Source organism: Sphingobacterium sp. UBA7855 (assembly GCA_002500745.1).
In the GTDB taxonomy this organism is placed as follows: domain Bacteria; phylum Bacteroidota; class Bacteroidia; order Sphingobacteriales; family Sphingobacteriaceae; genus Sphingobacterium.
Genome location: DLST01000006.1, coordinates 193,332 through 218,647 on the forward strand (window position 1 = coordinate 193,332; position 25,316 = coordinate 218,647).

At 40.6% G+C, this 25,316-nt stretch carries 16 protein-coding genes; 6 read left to right on the forward strand and 10 right to left on the reverse strand.

The annotated features are described in order from the left end of the window. Position 1 precedes the first annotated feature (1 nt). From B2107_RS04650 to B2107_RS04660, 3 genes are all read right to left on the reverse strand, one after another. Positions 2-3,193: a SusC/RagA family TonB-linked outer membrane protein gene (locus tag B2107_RS04650; protein ID WP_293953584.1), complete on the reverse strand. Its 3,192-nt coding sequence runs from the start codon at positions 3,191-3,193 to the stop codon at positions 2-4. A 119-nt stretch (positions 3,194-3,312) separates the two neighbouring features. Next, a complete protein-coding gene (locus B2107_RS04655; protein WP_293953586.1) occupies positions 3,313-4,368 on the reverse strand; it encodes a dipeptide epimerase in 1,056 nt (351 codons plus the stop codon). A gap of 7 nt (positions 4,369-4,375) precedes the next feature. Next, entirely contained in the window at positions 4,376-5,602 is a 1,227-nt protein-coding gene (locus tag B2107_RS04660) for an NlpC/P60 family protein (RefSeq protein WP_293953588.1), read from the reverse strand. A 391-nt stretch (positions 5,603-5,993) separates the two neighbouring features. Here B2107_RS04660 and B2107_RS04665 point away from each other — a divergent pair, with 391 nt between their 5' ends. Both B2107_RS04665 and msrA read left to right on the forward strand, forming a co-directional pair. Next, the gene (locus B2107_RS04665; RefSeq protein ID WP_409456569.1) at positions 5,994-7,034 is read left to right on the forward strand and encodes a N(4)-(beta-N-acetylglucosaminyl)-L-asparaginase; all 1,041 of its coding nucleotides are present in this window, start codon (positions 5,994-5,996) and stop codon (positions 7,032-7,034) included. 149 nt (positions 7,035-7,183) lie between these two features. Beyond that, positions 7,184-7,699 carry a peptide-methionine (S)-S-oxide reductase MsrA gene (gene msrA, locus B2107_RS04670; protein ID WP_293953590.1) on the forward strand — a complete coding sequence of 172 codons (516 nt, stop codon included), beginning with the start codon at positions 7,184-7,186 and terminating at the stop codon, positions 7,697-7,699. A gap of 164 nt (positions 7,700-7,863) precedes the next feature. Here the strand turns inward: msrA and B2107_RS04675 are convergent, their stop codons facing one another. From B2107_RS04675 to B2107_RS04700, 6 genes are all read right to left on the reverse strand, one after another. Next, positions 7,864-10,605, reverse strand: a complete 2,742-nt coding sequence (locus tag B2107_RS04675) for a DNA gyrase/topoisomerase IV subunit A (RefSeq protein ID WP_293953592.1) — start codon at positions 10,603-10,605, stop codon at positions 7,864-7,866. 149 nt (positions 10,606-10,754) lie between these two features. Beyond that, complete coding sequence (locus B2107_RS04680; RefSeq protein WP_293953594.1) at positions 10,755-11,297, reverse strand: GNAT family N-acetyltransferase; 543 nt, start codon at positions 11,295-11,297, stop codon at positions 10,755-10,757. Between the two features lie 36 nt (positions 11,298-11,333). Then, positions 11,334-12,011 (reverse strand): ATP-binding cassette domain-containing protein, encoded by a 678-nt coding sequence (locus tag B2107_RS04685; protein WP_293953595.1) that lies wholly within the window; start codon positions 12,009-12,011, stop codon positions 11,334-11,336. After that, entirely contained in the window at positions 12,008-12,922 is a 915-nt protein-coding gene (locus B2107_RS04690) for a hypothetical protein (RefSeq protein ID WP_293953597.1), read from the reverse strand. Before B2107_RS04690 ends, B2107_RS04685 begins: the two co-directional genes overlap by 4 nt. Positions 12,923-13,120: 198 nt before the next feature. Continuing rightward, a complete protein-coding gene (locus B2107_RS04695) occupies positions 13,121-14,293 on the reverse strand; it encodes an MFS transporter (RefSeq protein WP_293953599.1) in 1,173 nt (390 codons plus the stop codon). Between the two features lie 112 nt (positions 14,294-14,405). Then, on the reverse strand, positions 14,406-15,155 hold the full coding sequence (locus tag B2107_RS04700; protein WP_293953601.1) for a TrmH family RNA methyltransferase: 750 nt from the start codon (positions 15,153-15,155) through the stop codon (positions 14,406-14,408). An 8-nt stretch (positions 15,156-15,163) separates the two neighbouring features. On the opposite strand from B2107_RS04700, the gene B2107_RS04705 reads away from it, so the two are divergent. Beyond that, positions 15,164-17,515, forward strand: a complete 2,352-nt coding sequence (locus B2107_RS04705) for a BamA/TamA family outer membrane protein (protein ID WP_293953603.1) — start codon at positions 15,164-15,166, stop codon at positions 17,513-17,515. Positions 17,516-17,574: 59 nt separating this feature from the next. Here B2107_RS04705 and B2107_RS04710 read toward each other — a convergent pair whose 3' ends face one another. Next, on the reverse strand, positions 17,575-18,102 hold the full coding sequence (locus B2107_RS04710; RefSeq protein ID WP_293953604.1) for a hypothetical protein: 528 nt from the start codon (positions 18,100-18,102) through the stop codon (positions 17,575-17,577). Between the two features lie 321 nt (positions 18,103-18,423). Here B2107_RS04710 and B2107_RS04715 point away from each other — a divergent pair, with 321 nt between their 5' ends. The 3 genes from B2107_RS04715 to B2107_RS04725 all read left to right on the forward strand — a co-directional run bounded on the left by B2107_RS04715 (position 18,424) and on the right by B2107_RS04725 (position 25,221). Then, a complete protein-coding gene (locus B2107_RS04715) occupies positions 18,424-20,628 on the forward strand; it encodes a TlpA family protein disulfide reductase (protein ID WP_293953606.1) in 2,205 nt (734 codons plus the stop codon). A 143-nt stretch (positions 20,629-20,771) separates the two neighbouring features. Next, a complete protein-coding gene (locus B2107_RS04720; RefSeq protein WP_293953608.1) occupies positions 20,772-23,882 on the forward strand; it encodes a DUF6493 family protein in 3,111 nt (1,036 codons plus the stop codon). Positions 23,883-23,886: 4 nt separating this feature from the next. After that, positions 23,887-25,221 carry an SWIM zinc finger family protein gene (locus B2107_RS04725; RefSeq protein ID WP_293953610.1) on the forward strand — a complete coding sequence of 445 codons (1,335 nt, stop codon included), beginning with the start codon at positions 23,887-23,889 and terminating at the stop codon, positions 25,219-25,221. Positions 25,222-25,316: the final 95 nt, after the last annotated feature.

Below are 25,316 nucleotides of genomic sequence, written 5' to 3' on the forward strand. Positions count from 1 at the left end.
ATTAAAAACCGAGTTCAATTCCAAATGTATAGGTCTTCCCAATAGGGGTTTCCCATCCGCGCGTCGCATACTGACCGACTTCGGGGTCTGCAATCTTGTATTTGGATGCGGTTAACAGATTCGTACCATTAAAATAAACTCGTGCGTTGCTAAATCCGATTTTGTTCAATATGCTCTTAGGTAGTCTATAACCAAAATTGATGTTTTTTAATCTGAGGAAGGACGCATCATGCAATTGCCTTGAACTATATTTTTGCGGATCTGTCAGGTCATTACCGTCCAGTTTTGGGAGTGTTCCTCCCGTATTATTGTCTGTCCACATGTGCTCAAATGCGTATTCAGAACGAATTCGTTCCCAGTAATAACCATCGTCAGCGACATCCTTGAATGCGCCATCATAAAGTTTTCCACCAATTTTATAAATGAAATTGAAGCCTAAATTGAAATTTTTATACTCAAAATCTGTATTTAGACCACCGCTGACTTTTGGAACACCGTTGCCAATAATCGTATAGCTTGCCTGATCAAAATCATAGGTCGCCTTACGTCCATTGTAATCAAAAATATCCTCTCCTGTTTTATTGTTGTTGGTATAATAAACGTTTCTACCATTTTTTTGATCTACACCGGCCCATTCGTAGCCATAAAATGCTAAAGTGGATTGTCCTTGTTGATAGATAAATTGCGCTCGCACGTCTCCACTTCCTTTTGTGTCATTTCCCACTGATCCTGTCGGATCATACCAGATGATATCCTGATTATCGTTTAGTTTTTGAACTTTGGAAGTAACAAATGCAGCATTTACATTGGCACTCCATCTAAAATTTTCCTTTTTAAGGATATCGCCAGTCAGGTCAATTTCTAGGCCTCTATTGTTGATTTGGCCTACATTTCTCAATACTGTACTAAATCCGGTTGTTTGTGATGTGGGTACGTCCTGCAATAGGTTTTTAGAAGTTCTATTAAAGTATTCTACCGATCCTGTGATCCTATTTTGCAGAAAGCCAAATTCTAGGCCAGCATTTGTGGTATACGATGTTTCCCAGGTGATATCGGGGTCCGGATTAGATACCAAATTTCCACCAGGCTGACCTTTGTAATTGAAGTTGTTGAAGGATATCAGTCTTCTCCATCCGAAATTATCGGTTGGTAATGTTCCATTCACACCGTAAGATGCTTTAAGCCGGAGTGTGCTGATTGCTTCGTTTTCTTTCAGCGATGGAAGATTTTTTAAACTATAGGCACCTGATATCGACCAGAAATCGCCCCATCTGTTTTTAGGTCCCAATTTGGAAGAGCCATCGCGACGGTAGGAAGCGGCAAGAAAATACGCATTGTCATAGTTGTATTCTGCTCTTCCGAGAAACGACATCAGATTATAACCCCAACTATACGCATTGGCCTCAAATTTACCCGCAGAGGAGATGTAAGGAAGTTCCGCAGAGCCCAGACCTCTTCCTGTTGTGCGCATAAAATCTGTTTTATTTTTTTCGGCCTCAAATCCAGCTAGTAAGTTCAGGCTGTGTTTATCGAAGGACTTACTGTAATTGATCGTGTTTGAACTCACCAATTTCAGCATATTGGTATTAAACTGATTGACAACTCCACCATCACTAACCCCATTAAAATGTTTAGCACTATAATAGAGGTAGTCTTTCATATCTGTGTAGTCATAAGAAAATACCGTTTTGGCGATTAAGCTCGGGAGGATACTCCAAGTCAAGTTGCTAATGACACCCAATTTGTTTGTTTTGGAACTGTTGTCCCATTGTTTATCATAATAATCGGCGTTGTATGCATAACTACCATACCTATCGGTCCAATCTTCTCCAGTCTTATAGTTTGTCGGCCAATACAAAGGCCACAAAAGATTTCTGGATTGGAGGAAGTAATTGGAGCCTGTATTTCTGGTGTCATTAAAACCTTTTTTCTTGTTGTGTCCAATGTTGATATTGGTGCCAAATTCAAGGTTGTCTACAATTTTTTGTGTGAGGTTAAGACGGCCAGATATACGTTCGAAATCATTGACTCTAATCCTGCTTTTATCGGTGGTATAACCGATGGAAGAGAAGTACTTTGTTGCATCAGTTCCGCCAGAAAGCGAAAGGTTATTGTCTTGGAAAATTCCGGTACGGAATAGTGCTTTGTCCCAATCGTAATATTTACCTTCTCGATTTTCGATACCATCGGTCATTCCGAGGATGTTTACATTGTCGTATCGACCGTTACCGTTTGTTTCGAAGCGATAACCGTGTTTGTTGAATTTATTATTCAGCTGGGTTAAAGCATAGGTATTGGCCTCCGCTTCTGTTTTTCCGTTTGAGGTGCGGTAGTCGTAAAATATCTGGTACAACATATTCACTTGGTCCTGTGGCGAGGCAGGTTCATAGTTGTCTGTCGCCCAAGTTGGCGTAAAGCCAAGGGATGTCTTGAAATTTACTGTCGGTTTGCCAGCTTTTCCCTTTTTTGTCGTAATTAAGATCACCCCATTTGCTGCCCTTGAACCATACAAAGAAGATGCTGCCGCATCTTTTAGTACTGTAATGGTTTCAATATCATCGGGATTTAAATTGCCCATGACATTATTGGAGGTGTAGATGTAATCGCCCAACTGTCCCCCGGATCCGGAATTGGCCGGTACTCCGTCAATGACATATAGCGGTTCATTGGAGGCATTCATTGAGCCAATACCCCGAATACGAATACTTGGTGTAGATCCAGCCTGGCCAGAGGGAGTCGATACCGTAAGTCCGGCAACACGTCCACTGAGAGCCCCTTCGAATGAAGTGACTGGTACATTATCGATGTCTTTGGCTTTCACTGTAGCAGCGGATCCCGTATAGGTACTTTTTTTTGCAGTACCATAGGCCACGACCATAACTTCATCCAGGGCTTGCTCATTACCGGCTAGGGTGATGTTGATCGTTTTGCGTCCATTGACCTGAATTTCTTGTGGGCTATAACCAACAGCAGATATACTTAATATCGCATTGGCGTTTGTGGTTAAGGTAAACAGGCCGTTTTCATTTGTTGAAGTCCCTTGGCCAGCGCTTTTTACGGTTATTGTAACTCCGCTAATTGGTTTTCCACTACTGTCCGTAATTTTACCGGCAATTTGGATCTGTTGTGCATATAAAGACTGCATCGAACTACAGGCTATGAGACACAACGTTGTGAGCACATGTTGTTTCATAAAAGTTTGAATTGATTAGTTTAGTTTTTAATATTTTGGTGCTTTCGAGCGTTGGTCAAACTGCGATAGCAATCAGTGCAATATTTTCTTTAAGAAAAAACATTGCACTGAATATAGTCTTATTTTTTTACAATTCCAATCCCAGGACGGTCCGGAAGAATGCAGTTGCCGTCTACAACGGTCATGCCGTCGTAAACATCATTTCCAATCAATAATGCGCCGTCTAAGTCTGCCCAGTCCGATAGGGGGGCAAGTTGTGCCGCGGCGCTGATGGCACAGGAGGTCTCGGTCATACAGCCGATCATCACTTTCATTTCCAGCGAACGGGCGAGCTCGGCCATACGTTTGGCCTCCCGCATACCTGTACATTTCATCAATTTGATATTAATTCCTGAATACACGCCCTTTAATGCAGGAATGTCTACAAGTCGTTGACATCCTTCGTCGGCAATAGTTGGTATAGGGCTGTTTTCGGTTAACCAGGCATTGTCATCTATTTGCTCTTTGGGCATCGGCTGCTCCAAGAAAGAAACTTTTCTTTCAGCAAGCCAGTGCGCCATCTCCAAAGCTTCTTCGCGCGTTTTCCAACCTTGATTGACGTCCGCGCATAGCGGGCGGTCTGTTACCTGCCGGATGGTATCAATAATCATTTTATCAGTATCCAGCCCAAGCTTTACTTTTAACATTTTAAACTGATCAGCTTCGGCGACTTTTTTGCGTATCATTTCTTCGGAATCAATGCCTATTGTATACGATGTCGGCGGAATAAGATCCGGATTTAGTCCCCATATCTTATAATAAGGTTGGTTCATAATTTTTCCAAGAACATCATGCAGGGCGATATCAATTGCGGCTTTTGCAGCTGTATTTTTCAACGCAATCTGATCGATATAATGTAAAATATCCTCCGTTTGAAAAGGAGAGTTGAATCCTGTCAGATCGATTTGATTGAGGAACGATAGGACACTTTCTTGCGATTCGCCCAGATAAGGGGGCATACTTGCCTCACCATAACCTACGATCCCATCATACTCTAGCTCGGTCAATACAACGGGTGTTGTGCTTCTGCTGAAAGAAGCGACCGTAAAGACATGGTTCAGCGTCAGTGTGTACGGGCGGAATCTTAATTTAAAGGCTCCAAAATCTTTATTGATCCATTGAGATTGGTTGCTCATCGTTATCTTATTTGTTGTTGTAATAATTGCTTTCAGCGATTTTTTGTATAGCGCTATCCTTCGTGCCGAGGTAACGGCGTGCAGCAACTACAGTACGGGTCTGGAAATCATCGTAGTTGGTGGCGTCCTTGAGCATACTATTGATCCGAACCAAACCTGCTGCGTGAATAAAAGTGCCATTACCTATATAAAGGGCTACATGTGTGACACGAGCATTCGGATTGTTATTTTTGCCTGCAGCAAAAAACAATAAGTCGGCCGGTTTTAAGTTTTTAAGTGCTTTCTCAGGGTCAAAATGACCTTCTTCATCCAAAATATCAATTTTTTCTCCGGCGAGTACTTGTTGCGATGCATCTCTCGGTATCACAAAGCCGTTCATAAAGAAGCTTGTTTTGGTAAAACCACTGCAATCGACACCTTTTACTGATGTTCCACCCCATAAATAGGGAAGACCCAACATGCTTTTCGCACTGGCGATAATATTTTCTGCTGTTGGATTGCGTGTTTCAAACCAATCTTTTAGATTCAGGCTTTCTGACTTTTTAATATAGCCCAAACGTCCATCGGGATAGGCGATCTGATAGAAATTACCTTTCTGCCCTTTGAATTGTAGGATGTCACCATACACCAGGTCAGAAACGCGCTGACTCTTTTCATTTGGTTCGGAATATGATTTGCCGAATTCTGCTGTATAGATAACTTTTTCTGCTTGCCGCCAATTGTCCAATGCAAGTTTGTCCATCGCTTCAATGGACGAGGCCGGTACCCATGCAATATAACCGTCGGGTGTGCGGACACGATAGTCGCCACTTTTTTTCTGCAGAAGATCCACCTGTGTGCCTAATAACACCTGGCTCGTTAACTCCGCCGCATTATCTGGGAATGTCCGCATATTCGCAACAGATAGCCGGATCACTCCAGTAGTTTTTTCGCCTACGGTGGCGTCAGGAAGAAGCTGTACTTGAATATTAGCCGCTATTTCTTTTGCTTTTTGTTCCAAAACGAATTGAGCATCTTTCTCAGTTGTTTCAATCACATATTGATTTTGTACGACATCCGCTTTTTGAATGGCTACGATTTTGGTTCTTTTGTCAGGAGCAAATTGACTTTTTACGTTTTCTTGCAACTCTTTGACCTTGAAATACGTAGTGGAATCGAGCTGCTGCGCAGCGCTGCTGCCAATGCCAACAAGGGATGCATAAGCTAAAATAGTGAATTTTAGGGTGTTTTTCATGCGAATTAGTTTGTTTTTAAAGATAGGATTAATTCGTAATATAAGGCAATTTTTATTGTCGATTTTTGAGTGATCTTGATAATATGTTGCTAAAAAACGAATGAGTGGGTTTAATTTTAATAAAATCATCTAATTGCTAAAACCATTTTGTAATATTGCTTATTGATTGTAAAGTCATCGCTTCTAGATTGGTTTGATGTCTTTAAAATGCGAAACCCTTTTCCGCGGCGAAAGTCGATTAAGTGTGTTGAGGCTATTTTGGACGGAGTATAATGCAAGGAAATCATATGTGGTCAGATGCAGTCCATGGGGAATTTGTTGTATTTGGGAGGCTAAATCAGCTTTAAGCAATTGTTTTGCCGCAAGGTTAAACCAAGATTTTATATAAAAGATGAATAAGAAAATGAGTTCAAGACGTAATTTTATTAAGCAAGGTTTGATGGCTGCTACGACAATGGGGGCCTTGACAGCATTTGACGCAAAAGGATTCACGAGTGCAGCAAAGGGCAGTTTGAAAAAATATCCTATCGTTATTTCCACGTGGGATTTTGGCATTGCGGCAAATAAAGCCGCCTGGAAAATATTGTCAACGGGAGGGAAAGCATTAGATGCCGTCGAACAAGGCGTCCGTGTGCCCGAAGCCGACCTGAAAAATATGACAGTTGGTAAGGGGGGCTATCCCGATCGCGATGGGCATGTCACACTCGATGCCTGCATCATGGATTCGGACGGAAATTGTGGCGCTGTTGCCGGAATGGAAAAAATTGGACATCCAATATCTGTCGCACGCTTGGTTATGGAAAAAACACCGCATGTGATGCTTGTTGGTGAGGGGGCATTGCAATTTGCTTTGGAAAATGGTTTTAAAGAAGAAAATCTATTGACTCCAGAAGGTGAAAAGGCCTGGAAAGAGTGGTTAAAGGAGAAGAAGTACAAGCCAGTAGCCAATATCGAAAACCAGTCTTTTGCAGCGGAACGTTTGCCTGGAAACCAATATAACCACGATACGATCGGGATGTTGGCATTGGATGCGAACGGGAATATCTCTGGTGCTTGTACCACAAGTGGCATGGCGTTCAAGATGCACGGACGCGTGGGAGATAGTCCTATTATTGGTGCTGGACTCTATGTCGATAATGAAGTTGGCGGAGCCACATCTACCGGAGTGGGGGAAGAAGTTATACGCAATGTCGGTAGTTTTTTGGTTGTCGAGTTGATGCGCCAGGGATATACGCCTGAAGATGCCTGCAAGGAAGCTGTTATGCGTATCGTGAAGAAAAAGCCTGGAATTGCCAAAGAAATCCAAGTTGGATTCTTAGCCATCAATAAAAACGGTGAATATGGTGCATATGCTTTACAACAAGGTTTTTCCTATGCCGTTTGCGACAGTGAACAGCAAGATTTACTCATCAAGGGGAAGCATTATTATTAAGATGAGGCGTGGCTGGTGATGACACCTTCATTTTCTGAAATCATATAGCGTAAAATTCTTTTTAGCAGCGATAGTAGGAGAGGACATTGCAGCACCGGCATTGAGGCTGTTTGAATAATTAAATTAAAATATACAATAATATAAAAAGTATGAAAGCGACATTTGGAGGAGGATGTTTTTGGTGTACAGAAGTTATTTTCCAAAACACGGAAGGGGTGACATCAGTTTTGCCGGGATATATGGGCGGACACATAGATAACCCCACTTATGAGCAGGTTTGTACCGGTACTACGGATCATGTGGAGGTTGTTGAACTTGAATATGATGAGGAATTGGTTAATTATGAGGATCTGTTGAAAATCTTCTTTAAAACACATAATCCAACGACATTAAACCGTCAGGGTAATGATGTGGGTACACAGTATCGATCAGTTGTATTTTATCATAACGAAGAACAGGAGATATTAGCAAAGAATTTCATTGATGAGTTGGACCATGAAGACGTATATGAAGATCCCATTGTTACTGCAGTTGAGCCCGCTTCAACATTTTGGCTTGCCGAGAACTATCATCACAACTATTTCAACACCCATCCTGAAAATCCCTTCTGTTCGGTTGTCATTGCGCCTAAACTTCAAAAATTCTTTAAAGAATTTAAAGCATAAAAAGACCACAGCAAAGTCTCGTCACTTTTAAAGTGCCGACAAAGGTGTATAGTAGGTGTTTTAGATATGCCACCAATGCACAATCGAATTGATGGATAGAAAATTGACAAGCATAGAAAAGGCTCGAACTGAACTTCGAGCCTTTTTTATGTACAGTATATGATTTAGAACATTTCCATCTGTCCTTTATCGTCGATTTGGATATCATTTGGATTGGTTATTTCCAAGGTGATATCATCATTTTCGTTTGCGGGCTCATTCCCTTTCTGAGGAGTAGCTGTTGTGGAAGCTGTTTTTTCTACAGCAGCTTCCGTTGTTTGCGCTGTAGTGCTAGTATTTTCAGAAGTCGCCGTTACTTTGTCTTTTTGACTTAAATCTTCATCAGCAGTCAATAGGACAACTGATTTTACGGTATGAAACGACAGACGATTTCCTTGCGCTTTTATTCCTTTTACATCGATGATTTCAGTCAAAGGTTGATCAAGCGTTTCTTCCGTTTGGGATTTGCCTTTTAAAATATCCAATTTGACGATGGGTTCGGTCGCATTACTCATTAATATCAATTTCGAACCTGCGTCTTCATTGATAAAGGAAATGCGCTTTCCAATAGGCTGATCGTCAAATTTAAAACGTTTGACAAAATAGGTTCCGCTTTTTCCATCTTGATGGATTACAGTATAGATGTGGTCTGGATAATATTTTTCGATGCGGATCATTTTCTCATCAAAGTGGTTGCTCAAATCAAAGTTTGATAATTCGTAGCTACCGTCCGAGAGTACTATTAATATTTTATCATCGCCATCGAACTCACCCAAATACTGACCGCGTTCATCAGCATTTAGCCGTTTCATAATGGTGTCGTACCATATTTTTCGTCCGGCCAATGTGGATACACCGGAGCTTTTAAAGCTGATTTTTTTAACAGGGTATTTGGATACGATATTTCCTTGCGAAGCACGGCCTTTGATCGCTATTTCAGCGAAGTCCATATCAAAATTTAACTTGCGCAATTTGGTGTGCGGTTTAAGCTGTATGTTGACTACTTCAGCTTCACCGTTCGGATTGGCTGTGAAATAGAGGATTTTAGATCCTTTGGAACCTTTGGATACATCATATTCCTTATCCCGCGTGACGCCCACCACAGCGAAGCGTTTAATAAAACTGGTACCTGTTTCACCTTCTTTATAGATCGCGTTATAGATGGTCCGTTCGTCACCTTTTTTGAACACAGCAACGTGGATAATTCCCTTTCCGACAAATACTTTGTCCTGGATTTTACTGACAACGTATTTTCCGTCCTCACGGAATACAATAATGTCGTCTATATCAGAACAATCGCATACAAACTCGTCTTTCTTCATGCCCGATCCAATAAATCCTTCTTCACGATTGACATATAGTTTGGTATTTGCCAAGGCAACTTGGGTAGCTTCAACTTTGTCGAATATGCGCAGTTCGGTTTTGCGTTCACGGTCTTTACTATATTTTTCACGTAACTTTTCAAACCATGCAATGGCATATTCTGTCAGTTGACGTAAATGCCGTTTGACTTCTTTGATCTCATTTTCCAGTGTCTTCATCATTTCGTCCGATTTTTTAACATCGAAACGTGTAATGCTGCTCATGGGTTTATCGATCAATTTCTTGTAATCTTCGGGGCGAATCTCACGATAAAATTGATCAAAGAATGGTTCAAACAAGCGATTTAGAACTTGCACAACGGTATCGAAGTCACCTGCATTTTCGTAATCCGGATGTTTGTACATCCCTTCCTGGATAAATATTTTTAATAGACTACTGAAGAATATTTTCTCTTGAAGATCGTTCAAACGAATCTCCAATTCTCTTTTCAATAGGTTTTTAGTGTTTATGGTATTCTCGATGAGAATATCATTGACACTCATAAAATGAGGTTTTTCATCCTTGATCACACAGGTATTTGGTGATATGGAGACCTCACAGGCTGTAAAGGCATACAGGGCATCGATCGTTACATCCGGAGATATTCCGGGCGCTAAATGCACAATGATCTCAACATTTCCTGCGGTATTGTCCTCTATTTTTTTAATCTTAATCTTCCCTTTATCGTTGGCTGTAACAACACTTTCAATAAGACCGCCGGTGGTGGTTCCGAAGGGAATTTCTGTAATGGCGAGCGTCTTTTTGTCGCGTTCCTCAATCTTTGCCCGTACACGGATTTTTCCGCCACGTTGACCTTCATTATAATTGGAGACGTCGGCCATACCACCCGTAGGAAAGTCTGGAAATATATTTGGACGTTCACCGTTTAATACCTGAATTGATCCGTCAATAAGCTCAATAAAATTGTGCGGCATGATTTTCGTCGCCAGTCCTACTGCAATCCCTTCCGCTCCTTGAGCCAATAAAAGTGGGAATTTTACCGGTAAGGTAACTGGTTCGCGATTACGGCCATCGTAACTCAATTGCCACTCTGTTGTTTCGGGATTAAAAACCACCTCATTGGCGAATTTGGATAATCTTCCCTCGATGTAACGAGGAGCAGCAGCAGAATCGCCGGTAATTGGGAAACCCCAGTTCCCCTGACAGTCGATCAAAAGGTCTTTTTGTCCCAATTGTACCATGGCATCGCCAATAGAAGCGTCACCATGAGGGTGGTATTTCATCGTATTACCGATGACGTTAGCAGCTTTATTATATCTCCCATCATCCATTTCCTTTAGGGAATGGAGGATACGACGTTGTACGGGTTTTAAACCGTCATTAATATGGGGTACGGCTCTGTCCAAGATAACATAGGAGGCATAGTCCAAAAACCAGTTTTCGTAGAGACCCGATAAAGGTATCGTCTGACTTCCGCTTTCTGTTTTTCCTGATCCCAGGTCGTCTTGATTATCTTCCTTTGGGAAGTTTGTTTCGTCACTCATTTACTCAGCAATAGATTAAATTGTACAATACAGAAATCTTCGAAATATTATTTTATTCGAACGCGTAAAAATACAAAACCATTTTGTTTTATCACAGCGAAACTATGAAAAGTTAAAAAAATTAGCTTTTAAAACTAATATAATTAGTTTTATAACGTATCGTGTACCAAATCATACCAATAACAGGGGATATTCCATATATCGAGATGAAATTGCTCTGTTACCTGAAAACCGCTTTTCTCCAACACATTTCGCGACCCCTTGTTTTGGATATGTGTGATGGCATGTACATCAAAATGGGTGAGCTGTTCTCGATAATAGTGCATACAGGCTAGCGCCGCTTCAGTCGCATAGCCTTTGCCCCAGGATTCTGTTCTGAAGCGATAACCGAGATCTAGAAATCCAATCCGCCCATTTTCCAATTCGTCCATATATTTAAATCCCGTCCAGCCTATCCATTGGTTGCTTGATTTCTCAACGACCCCTAGACGACCTATACCGTATTGCTCATATTGTTGCTGAATATAGATGATCACTTTTTTAATTTCTTCAATGGATTGTACAGGTTCGTTTTTCAGAAAAGTATGCACCTCCGGCTGTGAATCCATTGCGAAAAAATAAGCAGCATCATCCAGCTGTATCGGGCGGATAATTAAACGTTCGGTTTCAAGTATTGGTAGGTATTTTTCCATAGCTTTTTTATTCATGTTGAATGACCTGATTCGTCGTTATAGCCAAAGCTTATCGATATCTTTCTTCAGTATTTTTTCTTTCATTTCCTCCTCAAAGTCTCCAAACTGATCTCTTTCGACGGATTTACTGATGTTACCAGCTTCGAGTACCAAGATTTCATCGCAGGTATCTTTTAAGGTGGAAAAGATATGGGACGAAATCAATATGATCTTTCCCATTGCTTTTAGGCGGAGAATAATCTCCGTAAGAATAATGCTGCTTTGTAGATCGATGCCATTAAAAGGTTCGTCTAGGATATAGTAATTATTGTCCTGCAGCAACGTCGCCGTCAGCGCAAGTTTTTTTTTCATCCCTGTGGAATAAGAGCTCGCATATTCCTTCAGTGGCAATTCGAAAATATTTCTTTCACTAAGATTTTTGATCTTCTTTCCACGCGCATCTGTCAGCAGATAGATATACTCTTCACCTGTTAGCTTCGACATGAAGTAAGGGTCCGAGGTTAAGTAGCCTAAATGATTCTTTAACGGTTGCACAGCGGATGTTATAGTGCCTGAGTGCATTTCAAGTCCTGCAAGACAACGAAACAGGGTTGTTTTTCCTGCACCATTTTCGCCAACGATGCCATATACCTTTCCACCGCTAAAGGTATAAGAGATCTCGTGGAGTACCTGATGTTGTCCAAAAGATTTACTGAGGTTCGTAAGCTCGATCATAAATGATTTTTAAGGTTGTTGATGGCTTTAATGTAATAAAAAGGCAATAGCGCAAGTATCAATGGATAAAAGCTAAAACAAAGTATTAATGCAAAGCCTTCCGGGAAATTGATTTCTCTTGGGTAAGCGACGTATTTTAATGTAATTGCAAAAGGAAGCAGAAAAAATATACCTCCCAGCACAATGCAGGCATTGAATAACGCTGCTGGAAAGAAAAAGACGTAAATAAGGAGGAGAGGAAATGCAAATAGAAGGCATTGCAAAATTCCCCGACGAAATTTTCGCATAAGAAAGCCACTTGGTGTATTATTGTGATTCCAAAGGTAAAAAATTGGCTCCGGTAACTGATAAAATAAAACGCAAGTGATCCCGATGCACGCGACACAAAATAAGACAAGATTGGGATTGGCAGCATAAAAACCTATGCCAGCCAATAGATATAAAACGATTAAAAGAAGGTAACTTCGACGGAATCCGATAATAAATTCGAATGGTTTTTTTGCGAATGGTGTCGGAATGGACTTGCCAAAAGCCTTAAATGTCAAAAATGAAAAAAGTACAGCTAATACAATCAAAAACAGTGCATATGGCCAATGACTATGAAGGAGAAGAATGACAAACGAAGGGATAACGACCAAGGCATTCTCCCAGAGTCTGATTTTATAAAAATCTCTTCTGCTGAATGTATTTTTGAGAAAATCGTTTCTATTTTTTTCAGTGAGTAGAAAAAGTAGTTGAAAATTGCCCAGTATCAGGGCGTAATAGCCAAAATTAGGGTATTGAAACAAAGCATAATAAATCAAATAGCATAACCCAAACAATAGGAGATAGGCGATCGGAACAGGTAGTCCTGTAGCTTTGATATGACGAACGAGTAATTTGTATTGGAGCTTTAAATAACTGCTTACCATGATAAATCAAACTTAGATAAATTACCTTTTATATCCAATACAATTGTTTAGCATATAACGGCAAGTATTCGATCCGAGATGTTCTTATCGGCACTCCTGTGTGCCATGCAATTTATTGATCTTTGACGCTGTCCATTGTGAAACTGATGATAGCGGAAATGACTTTTGCCTCACATGCATTTTCGGGAACTTTAAAGGCTAGTTGGCTTGGTGCCTTCGTTGCCAGCTCAGCATATAGGCCAGTGCAAGCAGTAGAACCAATGCATTGCCATACATAATGACGGGAATCCGTAGAATAACATCGCTATAGTATAGGCCAGCAAGTAGTGCGCCAAGGCCAATTCCCGCTTCGAGCGAGATATACATGGTTGCTACGGCCTTGCCGCGATGCTCGGGTAAGCTGAGGTCAATTGTCCAAGCATTGACAGCAGGTGAGAGTATGCCCGTGCCTGCACCATAGATGCTTGCACCGATCATCATTCCAACGAAGCTATTGCCCATTCCGATAGCAACAAGTGCAATGGCAATAATGATTAATCCAACAACAATAACTTTTGGTCTTCCGTAACGGTCCGAGACTTTACCGGATACAAAACGTATCAGTACTGATGCAATCGTAAAGGCCAGGAAAAATAGACCTTTGTTTTTAATTCCTAAATATTCACTCCAGTCAGGAATTAAGGTTAGAATAACTCCATAAGCCGTATAGGATAAAAAGGTGACGATTCCAGCGGGTAGGGCACGCCATTCGATGATATCCTTGCGGTTTATTTTGAGCATCGAAAGATTAAATTTCTGTTTTTTTGCCAGTGTCTCCTTCATATTAATGACGATAATAATCGAGAGAAGTGCCATGAGAGATGAACAGTAAAACATGATATTGATCCCAAAGGCTTCAAAGATTGCGCTACCAATCGCTGGGCCAACAGCTGTACCGATGCTAAAAGCAAGTCCATGCATACCCAATGCCTCACCCCATCGTTTTTGGGGTACTAAATCAGCCACATAAGCCGAAGTTGAAGTCGGTTTAAAACCCGTAGAAAAGCCGTGTATCAATCGTAGGAATAAAAAACCCGCGACGGACGTCAAGATCGGGTAGAGAAATCCACAGATAAAACAAACGATGGATCCAATGGCCATGACCGGCACCCGCCCCCATCGGTCGGTCAATTTTCCACTGAAAGGCCGCGAAATTCCTGCGGTCAATGTAAACAAAGCAATGATTAAACCTTTGTACTCTGCTCCGCCCAAGCTGCTCAGGTAATTCGGAAGCTCGGGGATAATCATATTGAAACTCGAAGAGAATAAGAGCGAGCTTAAGCAGAGTAAAATAAATTGTAACGTATAGATGGATTTCTGTTCAGCTGGCATGGTGGAATTTTATCTTGTGTGCATATTCAAAAAAGGACAATGGAAGTTGGCGATTATCCATCCTTCAAGGGAATGGGACAAATGTACAGTTTTTGCAGCGATGAATGGATTTTTAAACCAATTTTTGTCTAGAAATTTCGCTACAGAAGATCGTTGTTGCTACAGCAACATTTAAAGACTCTGCCTGCCCTATGCGGGGAATAGTAATGGCTTGATCGATCAACGCTGTTAGTTCTTCACTAATACCGTTTCCCTCGTTGCCCATGACAATCAGGCCCTCATCGGTCCATTGGGTTTGATAAATGGATTGGCCATGCAGTAGTGCACCATACACTTTCAAGTTGCTTGACTGTATAAATTCCGCTAAATCAGTATAATAGATCTGAAGTCTGGCCAGTGAGCCCATAGTTGCCTGTACTACTTTAGGGTTGTAGGCGTCTACAGTTCCAATGGAACAGATAATATGTTCGATTCCAAACCACTCCGCGGTGCGGATAATCGTGCCTAAATTGCCCGGATCCTGCACATCATCGAGCACAAGACTAAATTTATTTTTTAAGTTGTCCGATACAATCGTTTGTTGTGATGGTAGTTTGACCAATGCGAGAATTCCCTGCGGCGATTTCAACGCACTAATCTTTTGAAATTCAGTCTCCGTCAGTTCGTGGCATTTTATATTATGCGAGATTTTACCCACTTTTGTGCTGGCGTCGCCCGTATAGAAAATGGACTCAACCTGATAGCGAGAAGAAATAAATTCCATGACGGACTTTATACCCTCCACGATAAAAAGGCCGTGCTGTTTTCTAAACTTTTTATTTTGTAGAGACGTTATTAGACTGATTTGCGCTTTTGACAACATTTTTATTGATGATTAATTACCCTCGTTTTATCGGATTTGCAAGTATAACCTTTTTAGTGTCACTTTTTGCATCCTGCCGGTCTTCAAAATACCTTGACGATGACCAAGCTTTGGTGACAAAAGTACAGATTTCTGGTGTCAACCCTGCATTGAAAGAATCATCCGAAACGTATATTTCCAATCAAATACGACCTAATTCAAGGGTAAATCTCTTTATTTACAATACGTTCAATACTACAAACGGCCGCTATAAAACTAAGAAAATTCGGAATGTCGGTGAGCCACCTCATTTATTAGATTCGGCAATGGTCGATTTGTCCGCTAATCAAATCCGGCGATTTTTGTTTTCGAAAGGTTATTTTAAAGCCAAAGTAACACCCGAAATTGCCGTTTTGAAGAAGCGCGCGCATATAGATTTCAAAGTTGATGCTGGTGCTCCATATCAAATTAGAAGTGTAGATCGTACCTTTGAAGAAGCGGATATAAAAGACATCTTTGAACGTGAGGTGCTACCAAAGACTGCTGTCAAGCCAAAGACGCAATATGATGCAGCAAAATTAATCGATGAAAGAGAGAAACTTTATGTTTCGATGCGGAACAACGGATATTATGATTATTTGCGGCAATATATGCGTGCAGGTATTGATTCGGCTATAGCGGGTAATTTGATCGACCTTAAAATCAATGTCGAAAATCCGTCGGATTCTACGATACATAAAAAGTATCAGATTGACAGTGTTTATATGACCATAAGGAATTATGGTGCAATGTCGAAGAAGGCACCGCGTCGCATTCAAGATTCAGCGAAACGACTCCTGTTTGTCGATGAAACGAATAGCTTTCGTTGGAAACCGTTAGAGCGTTATATGTATTTGCGGTCTGGGAATTATTATTCGTTACAAGAGGAAAATAAATCCTATGACCGATTGTATGAGATGAATGGATTTCGTTCTGTCAAAATACAGTTTGTCAAGAAAGATTCCAACAAGCTTAATGTGCATTATGATTTCGTTCCAAGACCTCGCATGGGAAACCAGATAGAAGGTGAGTATACTTTTAGTTCGGGCATGAGTGGGTTCAATATCGGAAATACCTTTTCCCAACGTAATATTTTTGGAGGATCAGAGCAATTGGAAGTTAAATTGCGCTATGGCGTTTTATTTGACCCGCGATTGGCAGGGGGGCTTTCCAGTAAGATCTTTAACAACGATTTTCAGGCAGGAGTCAACTTGGTTATTCCTCGTTTGATGGTCCCTTTTCGTATAAATCCGGGAGGGAAATTTGGCTTGCCTAAAACGACCTATTCCATGACATTGCAATTATTTGATCAGGATAAAACCTATTCAAACCGATATTTTATTACGTCCTTAAATTATTCCTGGTATGAAACGGAGAATAAATACCACAGCTTCACACCCATCGTATTGGAATATCGGGATGGACGCCTAGATTCCAATTTTCGGAACAAGCTCGTGCAAGAAGGCTATCAGCTGTATGTGCGGAGCAACGACCGCCAATATTTCGGTTTGGGGACCCAGTACACCTTTGTGTTGAATGGAAAAAAGTTGAATAGCAGGGAAGATTTTCAATATTTCAGAGGGACATTGGATGTTAGTGGAAACTTTCTGGATCTTATTAGTTCTTTGGCAAAATTGCCCAAGAATGCCGACGGAGAGAAAAAGATCTTTGGTGTGCCTTTTCTCCAGTATGCCAAAACTGAACTCGATTATCGTTTATATCGAAATCTTGGAGGAAATAGACAGTTTGTCTTTCGTTTTAATCCAGGGATAGCGATTCCATACGGTAACAACTCCAAATTGCTGATTTTTGAGAAGAGTTTCTATAGTGGCGGAATGAACGGTATCCGTGCATGGCAGGCACGTACGTTGGGACCGGGTGCTTACAACCGTCAGAGTTTAAGTGAAGACTTGCGTTTAAATCTCCGTAATCTGGATCAACTCGGCGAAATTAAATTGGAAGCGAACGCAGAATATCGTTTCCGGTTGCTCAATAATTTTTTGGGAGCCAAAATGAACGGAGCGACATTCGTAGATATGGGGAATGTTTGGCGTCTGAAGAAAGATGAAGAATTGAACCCTGGAGGAGAGTTTAAAATCAATAAATTTCTTGGGCAAGTCGCGATTGGTACCGGTTTTGGACTTCGTTTCGATTCAGAATATTTTGTGATCCGTCTGGATGCAGGACTTAAACTTAAAGATCCCCAGTTTTCAGGTGCAGATCAATGGGTTATTAAGCACTTTTTTGATTCCAAAGAATTTAAGGCACAGTACTATGAAACCCACAAACCAGACAGATACAATTTTATTCAATATAATTTTGGTATCGGTATGCCGTTTTAAAGCAGCCTTCATTTATTTTGACTTGCTTTCATTGATACGAATCTAGGTAGGTCTAGGCGCTAGCCGATAAGATTTTTGAGACTTGAAAAAATGGATTCAAAAATTTTGCTTAAGTCTAACCCCTGGGAATGATTGAATAAAAAGAAAACAATGGCCAGCGCAATGGCTGTCATAATCACTTTTTTAAACATATAAGCGATTCCTAATACAATAGCAGGAATAATCAAAAACATCAATCCACTGATGGCAAATGGAGAAAGACCACTATCACTCTTGTAGATGTAAAAGAGTCGTCCTTTAGATGTTTGCTGATTTTTATGGCTAAAGAAAACGAATGTTGATGACTCAATCTTTTGATTTGGGACAGCAACACCGTCGTGAAACTGTAAAGGCTGAGAGAAACCATTGATCGTAAATAAGTAATTGCCACTGATGGTCTCGTTGGTATTTCCCAAGGAATCCAATGCAATAACAGCTAACTTTCCGTTTTTTGAAAGATTCTCTTTGACGATAAAGTTTTGGATATTTTGCTCTTGAGCAGCTGCCCAAAAAGGTATCATTAATAGAAAAAATATAATCTTTTTCATTTTTTTATTTTATACAAGTCTACAGTAACCCACGCTAAATTTATTCTCCTAGTGTCAAGATCGTCTGGAACGTCGGCAGGGATCAACAAGCTTTATTCGATTTCTTTGCATTAAGACTGCAATTTTAGGTATTTTAATTTTCTTTTGGAAATGTTTAAAGTTTCCGATACACCGACACTGCTAGATGGTACTCAGCTAGTTTTACGGCAACAAGATAATGGAGTAATCAAAGAAAGTCAGACCATTTGTGTTTTTCACTTAAATAATCTAGTGTTCAGTTAAATTTACTATTTTTGACGCTAACCATATAAACTATTGTCAATGAGGAGTATATTGTTATTTTTTGTTTTGGTGAACGCTGTGTGTTTCGGCCAAAAAAATGAAAGTTATCTTATAAAACAAGAGCTTTTCCTCGGAAATAAGCTAGCAAATTCCAAATCAACTTATGTGACAGTGTCTTCCAATAAGACAGTGTCGAAGAAGGTTTTCCCGCTGGAGATAAACACGAAAGCCATTATGTTTACAGGTCCGGACAGACAATTTATCTTTTCCAGTTTATGCCCAGACAGCAATTTTAATATTTTAAATTCGAGTGCATTAGCTGATATTTTGGTGCAATTGCAACAACCTATTTATTTTAATTTTCAAGGAAAGGAGACGATTGTCGATACGACATCGCTCAAGAGGGAGATTGGGGTGAAAGCCCAGCATTGGGAGCTAACAGATGACGTCGTAGCGATGGTAGCTAACAATATGACTGGAGTGGCGGCGGCGTTAAGCCGAGAGCTAAATCATGCCTATATAAACAAAGATTTTTTAAAAAGACTCCAAGTTGAGCCACAATTGGTCGACAGTAAACGGTATAGCATGACAAAAAGCGATAAGCAGAAAGTATATTTAGCCTTCAGAGATACGTCTCAACAGTTGGAAGGGGAGCTTGTGATTGACAGGAAAGGCTGCAAACTTACCAGCCTAACCCAACGACATACTTATACATTTGATAATCGTCCTGTCTTAAGTACAACAAGTATACAGCAATTGGACACCGTTATGCAGCATACTTATGATGAAAGATATGCCGAAATGCTGTTATCAAGCAGTTTTGTGAGCAAAAAATTATTGACCGATGGCGCAATCGATAGTGTGAAAGCAATGGCGTACATCAAGAAATATGATGCTATTTTTCCTAATGATAGGTTTTTTGTGCAGAAAAAGTTAAATCTACTTCAGCAGATTAAAGACGATAAGCAATACAACTCAACTTTGAAAAATACACCAGTAAATTTGTTAGCGGGAACACATCATCTCTCCAATTTGCTTTATAGAGGCGAGCTATCGAAGGATAAATTTATGGCCTTAATTCCTTTGCTGGACATGGAAAAGAAATATAACTGGATACAGAATAGTTTATACCAGGGGTATGCGCGTTCGAAGGAATACCTATCTGCTGGTGAACAGATCGAACTATTATTGAATGGCTTTTCTGAAGTTGAAAAACAATACATCTATCCTATGGTATTGTGGCGACGGATCGACGAGTTGGTCAACGATCTACCACAATCTCGGAACCTATTTAATGAGCTGATGGGGCTGAACGCTGATTATTGGACCAATGGAAATGCGGGGCGGTATGCTTTAATGGCCTTTAAACGCGTGAGCACTATTGACGCGCAATACGGTATGCACATGTTAAACGACATCATAACAAAATTGACAACACTTTACAATACCGATCAGACTGAACGTAAAGATGTAACACGAGCGCATCTTGCCACGGCCTATTATTTTGCTTACCAATTAATTCATAAAAATGATAGAAGAGAGGCCTTGGCTTATTTGGAAAAAGCTGCCTTATATTCTCCAAAAAAAGATGCTGAAATTGCCTATGATTCCTATTACGACACGAACTTTTTAAAGGCTAAAAACAACTATTCGGAAGATTATCTGACCGAACTGGCTTCGACGGGACAGAAAGATGTAGCCTTACAAAAATACATTAGGGAGTTTCTGACCATGCAGGGAACAAGCTACAAGGGCTTACGTAATTTTTATCAACATTACTATTCAGATCAGAAGTTTAGCGAATTTTTTATGCAAAAAGTTGTTTCGCAGTTACCCGATGCCCCCAATTTTATCTTGAGCAACTTGCAGAATGGTCAAACAACAAAGGACGATTTGAAAGGTAAATGGACCTTGGTGGATTTTTGGGGTACCTGGTGCGGGCCATGTGTTGCAGAAATGCCAAAGCTTAATAATTTTTATGAGCAGCTCAAGATAGATAAAGAAAGGTCGCAAAGAATTGGTTTTGTCAGTATTGCGTGTAGTGATACAAAAGATAAAGTGAAAAATTTTATTGTCAAAAACAATTATACGCTACCCGTACTGATGTCGGACAATCGAGTGGAGCGAGATTTTAATGTACAGGGTTATCCGAGCAAGTATATTTTAACTCCGGGAGGGAAGTTGATTGCGATGCCATTTGGTTTTGACTGGCAGCAGTTGTTAGAAGAAATAGCGGTTTTTTAATATAGTTCTCGTTATTTTATAGCGTTTTAATTAATCCTTATGAATTGAATAGCTAGTCATTGACCGTATCATATACTTTTTTTTATGCTACTTTCGTTATATTTAAGCAGAAAGGGAATTAATTGATATTATAGCTAGAAATAATGTTAAAGCATTTAAAGTATATAGACGGCACATCAGATAAATTTTGGGAAATTCAAACAACTGGCGCAACACATACTGTAACCTATGGTCGAAACGGAACGGCTGGACAAAGTAAAAGTAAAACATTCGACTCGGAAGAAGCCTGTCTAAAGGATGCCGAAAAACAAATTGCTGAGAAGATAAAAAAAGGCTATTCTGAGGACGGTACTGTGGGAGTCGATCGCGTTAAAAAAAAATCAGCTGTTCGACCGGTTACCGTTGCTAGCCGACGGAAAGAAGAAGCGGTAGAGGCGCTGAAATTGCTTATCAAAGAGGCAAGGATTGAAAACATCATCCCATTTTTAGAAGAATACGCTAATGGCAACCTAGAAGTTTTAAAAAAAGAAATTCGTGCTGCCAAGCGCTACTGGGTTGATTATAGTGACCTCTCCAAAGATCCTGAATTTAAAAATAAGGCCCAATACAACTGGGGTATACGAGGTACGAAGGCACAGCAACGAACGGTGAAGTTGCTGGCTCTGGCCACATTTTCCGGCTCAGATGCGGGTAGCTGGGATATTTTTCATGAGCTTTTGAATCAAGCGAAGAGCCATGACGTGATGCAAATCCTAAGCTATGCCAAACCCAATTGGTTGGGCAGCTATTTATTGCAGTTAGTTCGTAAAAATGATTGGCAACGCATTACGTATGATAATCTTCGCTTACTAGAGCAAATGGGACATATCGATTTTGAGCCAGAGCTCTATGCAAGCTCCATTTCTGGTTTTAATAATTATGAATCAAAAAGTTTTTTTGAACAACTCACAACCGATGAATTGACAATCCAAAGAGATATTCCACTAGTGTTTGCGTACGAGACAGGGATCCAAAATGCCTATTGGAATTATGATTATCATCATGCCGTCAATGAACTCTTATGGGATAAGGTGTTCGATACACTATTGGCCAATGGGAAAATTGATCCAGAACTCGTCATCACCGGAGCGCTTGAAGCTCAAACAAAAAACTGGAATATTAATCTAAAAAGCTATTTCAGAAAGCTTATTGAACGGATGAAGCTTTCTGAAGATAAAGTCATCGCATACCAGCAAAAATTCTTTCCCTTATTGCATGCTGAATCTAGCGCCGTGATCAATTTTGTAGTTGATTATCTGAAGCCATTCCTCTCGGATAAGGATTTTCATTTACAAGAGTTTTTGGATTGGGCAGAAAGTATCTTTATGCGGAGCGATGTTAAGTCAAGCCTGAAGACCCTTTTGATTCAATTTGATAAGCTATTGAAGCAAAAGCCAGCGTTGCGGGAGCGATTTGTTTTACTGGCTGCAGATTTATTTATGATTTCGGACCTACAGTTACAGGAAAGGGCAAGTAAGTTTATCTTAAAAAATCAGCATGATCCTTTGGAAGCGTTATCTGACAAGCTTCAATTATATCAAACGCAAATGATGGGAACAATAGCGGTTGACCTAAAGCATCTTTTTCAACAAAAGGGTTATTCAGAAGCTGAAATCTTGGCTGAGCTGAGCGGCCGTTCCGCCGAACGATATGTCTATCAACCGACAGAATTTCGTTGCCTGCAAGAAGCTTATGAATATCCGCAGACCTGGAACGAATTGTTTTTCAAGGTGGGAGAGGTTATCGGAGGTTCGGATCCTATTCAGGTGGAGATACTAATGAATGCCTGGGTGCAACAGACTGCCGTTTTTCCCCCCGACTATCAAATACAACTCGAGCCTTACATTAAGCAGCTAACAGGATCTTATCGTGAATCATCTTGGTACAACCATTTCTCAGGCGCCTTTATAAACATGTATTATAAGCCGACTGAAGTATATAAGGATAAAGATCGTTACCACAATTACTCCAAATGGGTGAATCTGATGGGTAGCCAATTAGAGCTACTGCAACGCTATCGGATTGATGGTATTCGCTTACCACTGCTGAGTCTGCCGACGCATAAGCCGTTTTGGATTGCACCCACCATTCTCGTGCAGCGCATTTTGGCTTATCAGGAAGCAGAAGTGAAAATTAATTTATTGGACTTATCCATTGCGCTAAGCCGTACAGTTCGTGAAGATTTAGAGGGTATCGAAGTCCTGATAAAGCAAATTAAGGAACAGCAACTTCAAGATGTGATCAGTTATGCCCTAGGTCTGGATTCGATGAAACTTCAGCAACAATCCTGGCTGAAAAATTTATTGTCTTTTAAAGATTCCGATCAGGCAAACTGGATTGGTGTATGGGCAACCGTGGCCCGCACGCATCATCGCGATACTTATTTTGAACAATTTACCAAAGAGCCTTTGGCAGATATCCCCTTTGCTGCGGAGCCATTTCGTCCGGTATTGCAGATAGAACCAACGTATTATAACGGTTACAATTATACGACTAAAAAATCGGAAAAGGTATACAATGGTGATAAGCTGACGTATCATTTTCCGTCTTTTAAACAGGGAGCTGAGACTTTTTTGTATCATAAAGATCTTTTTAATCGTGGCAATGATACGCTGTTGGCTTATTATTTGTATAGGGCGGATGTCCCTTTTATGCATAGCTTAATGCCGCAGAATACAGAAAGTCTTTCCATGTTTTTAACTGTGGGATTGAATGGTAAAAGTGATATTGGCGGAAAATCTTCGGCAGCTTATCTGCAGGAAATGTTGTACGATTTTTTCCGCTTTGATCAACAGTCTAATCTGTACCTGGCAACCTCGTTTTTCAATAAAGAGAAGGAAGTGCGTGCGATGGCGGTTGAAGTCATTTTGGCTGCAATTAACGAAAATAGATTGGACACCGGGGAGTTAGGTGTGCAACTTGGACTGATGCTCGGTAACGGCTATGGGCCGATTGGGCGATGCGTGGAAGTTCTGGAGCAATGTCGCGATATATCTTCGAAGCATAACAATGCTTTATTGCAGTTGCTGGAGATCGCTTTTATTCATTATCATATTGCCGAAAAGATGCCCACGAATTTTAAAAAGCTCGTCGAATACTATTACGATTTGATGAATAAGGAACAATACAGTTTTTCAGCTGAACTGCAAGAGGTTTTTGGGAAGCTGGAAATATACAAGAGTTTACAACCCATTTTGAAAAAAATAAGAAAATAACAATATGGCAGAGCAAGATATAGCGATTCACTATGCAAGAAATTCACAACTGACCCACCAATCGGGTATTCAGCAATTGGTATTAGCTCATCAGTCCGAATTGGCGGAAGTCGCCAATGTACCTTGTTTCTTCTGGGGGAGTTTGACAGATCCTTTGCTCACTTCCAAATGTTTGTTGACCTTGTCGAAAGTAGTGCGATCCAGTTTTGGACCCGTACCTCCAAGTTTGCGAGATCCGATCGTTTCAGCTGGTACTAACCAGATTCGTTTTGAGGGCTTTTCTTCCTGCAACGGTGTTTATGCACGTTTAGATTTATTGGAAGATGCTATTGATGGCGAATTTATTACCAGTGGTACAACCAATGTAGATTTCAATGAACCGATGCTCAATGCGTTAAACGCTGTCAAGAAGACCGAAAAGATGGTGTTGGGAGTAGGAAGCAACGAGGTTTCTATTCGTACTGATAAGGCCAAAGTGACGGAGAAGAAAGTAACATTGCCACCACGCTGGATCAAAGGACTGACTTCCGTTCAATTATATCTGGCGGGTATGGAGCTTCAGTTTGAACTAAATAAAATTCAGCTGATCCAATTATTTCAGGGCATTCCCAAAGGGAATGTGAAAGGAGAGTTCTATTTGACGAAAAGAGCTAACCGATTTGTATTTTCACCCATAAGTACAGGCAGTGCGGTACGTATTGGTGGCATTCAGCGATTGCGTTTATTGGAGGGGTTGGTGACCTATGCCGACAGGTTACTTGTTTATCAGGAAAAAGGAGGTGAGAGCGCGGCTTTTGTGGCCGACTTTGGTAAGATGAGACTGACTCTTGCTTTGTCACCGGATAGCTATCGCGGATTCTCGGGGGAAGGTAATGTGTTGGAAAATATAGTTAAGGCCGTTCCTGATGAATGGGTCCACGCCGTGAACGGATTACTTAAATCCAACGAGCTATTCGACCCAACAATGCTTTCCATCGAGCATGATGTCGACTTCGATACGATGGATACGCTCTCGGCGTCATTATCTTCCATCGGGTTGCTGGGTTATGATCTACATAGCCATCAGCATTATTATAGACGATTACCTTTTAAGATGGAACGTATTTTAGCCTTGAATCCGCGGTTAAAAAATGCGAAAAAACTTGTGGCGACAGCAGGTGTACAATTTGTCAAGAATACAACGGATTATACCGAGGCGAGAGTGGATGGATCCGGTGTGCAGCATACCGTCATTATACAGGGCGATAAGTCCCAGTGTACCTGCAATTGGTTTACTAATCATCAGGCAAAGAGGGGGCTATGTAAACATATACTCGCTGTAAAGATGTTGAACGGGTAGCGAAGAGCGCATCATGTTTTTCCCCTTTATGGTAAAACATGATGCAAAATACATTACGAACTGAAAATTTAAAATGTCGCAAGGAAAATAGAAAA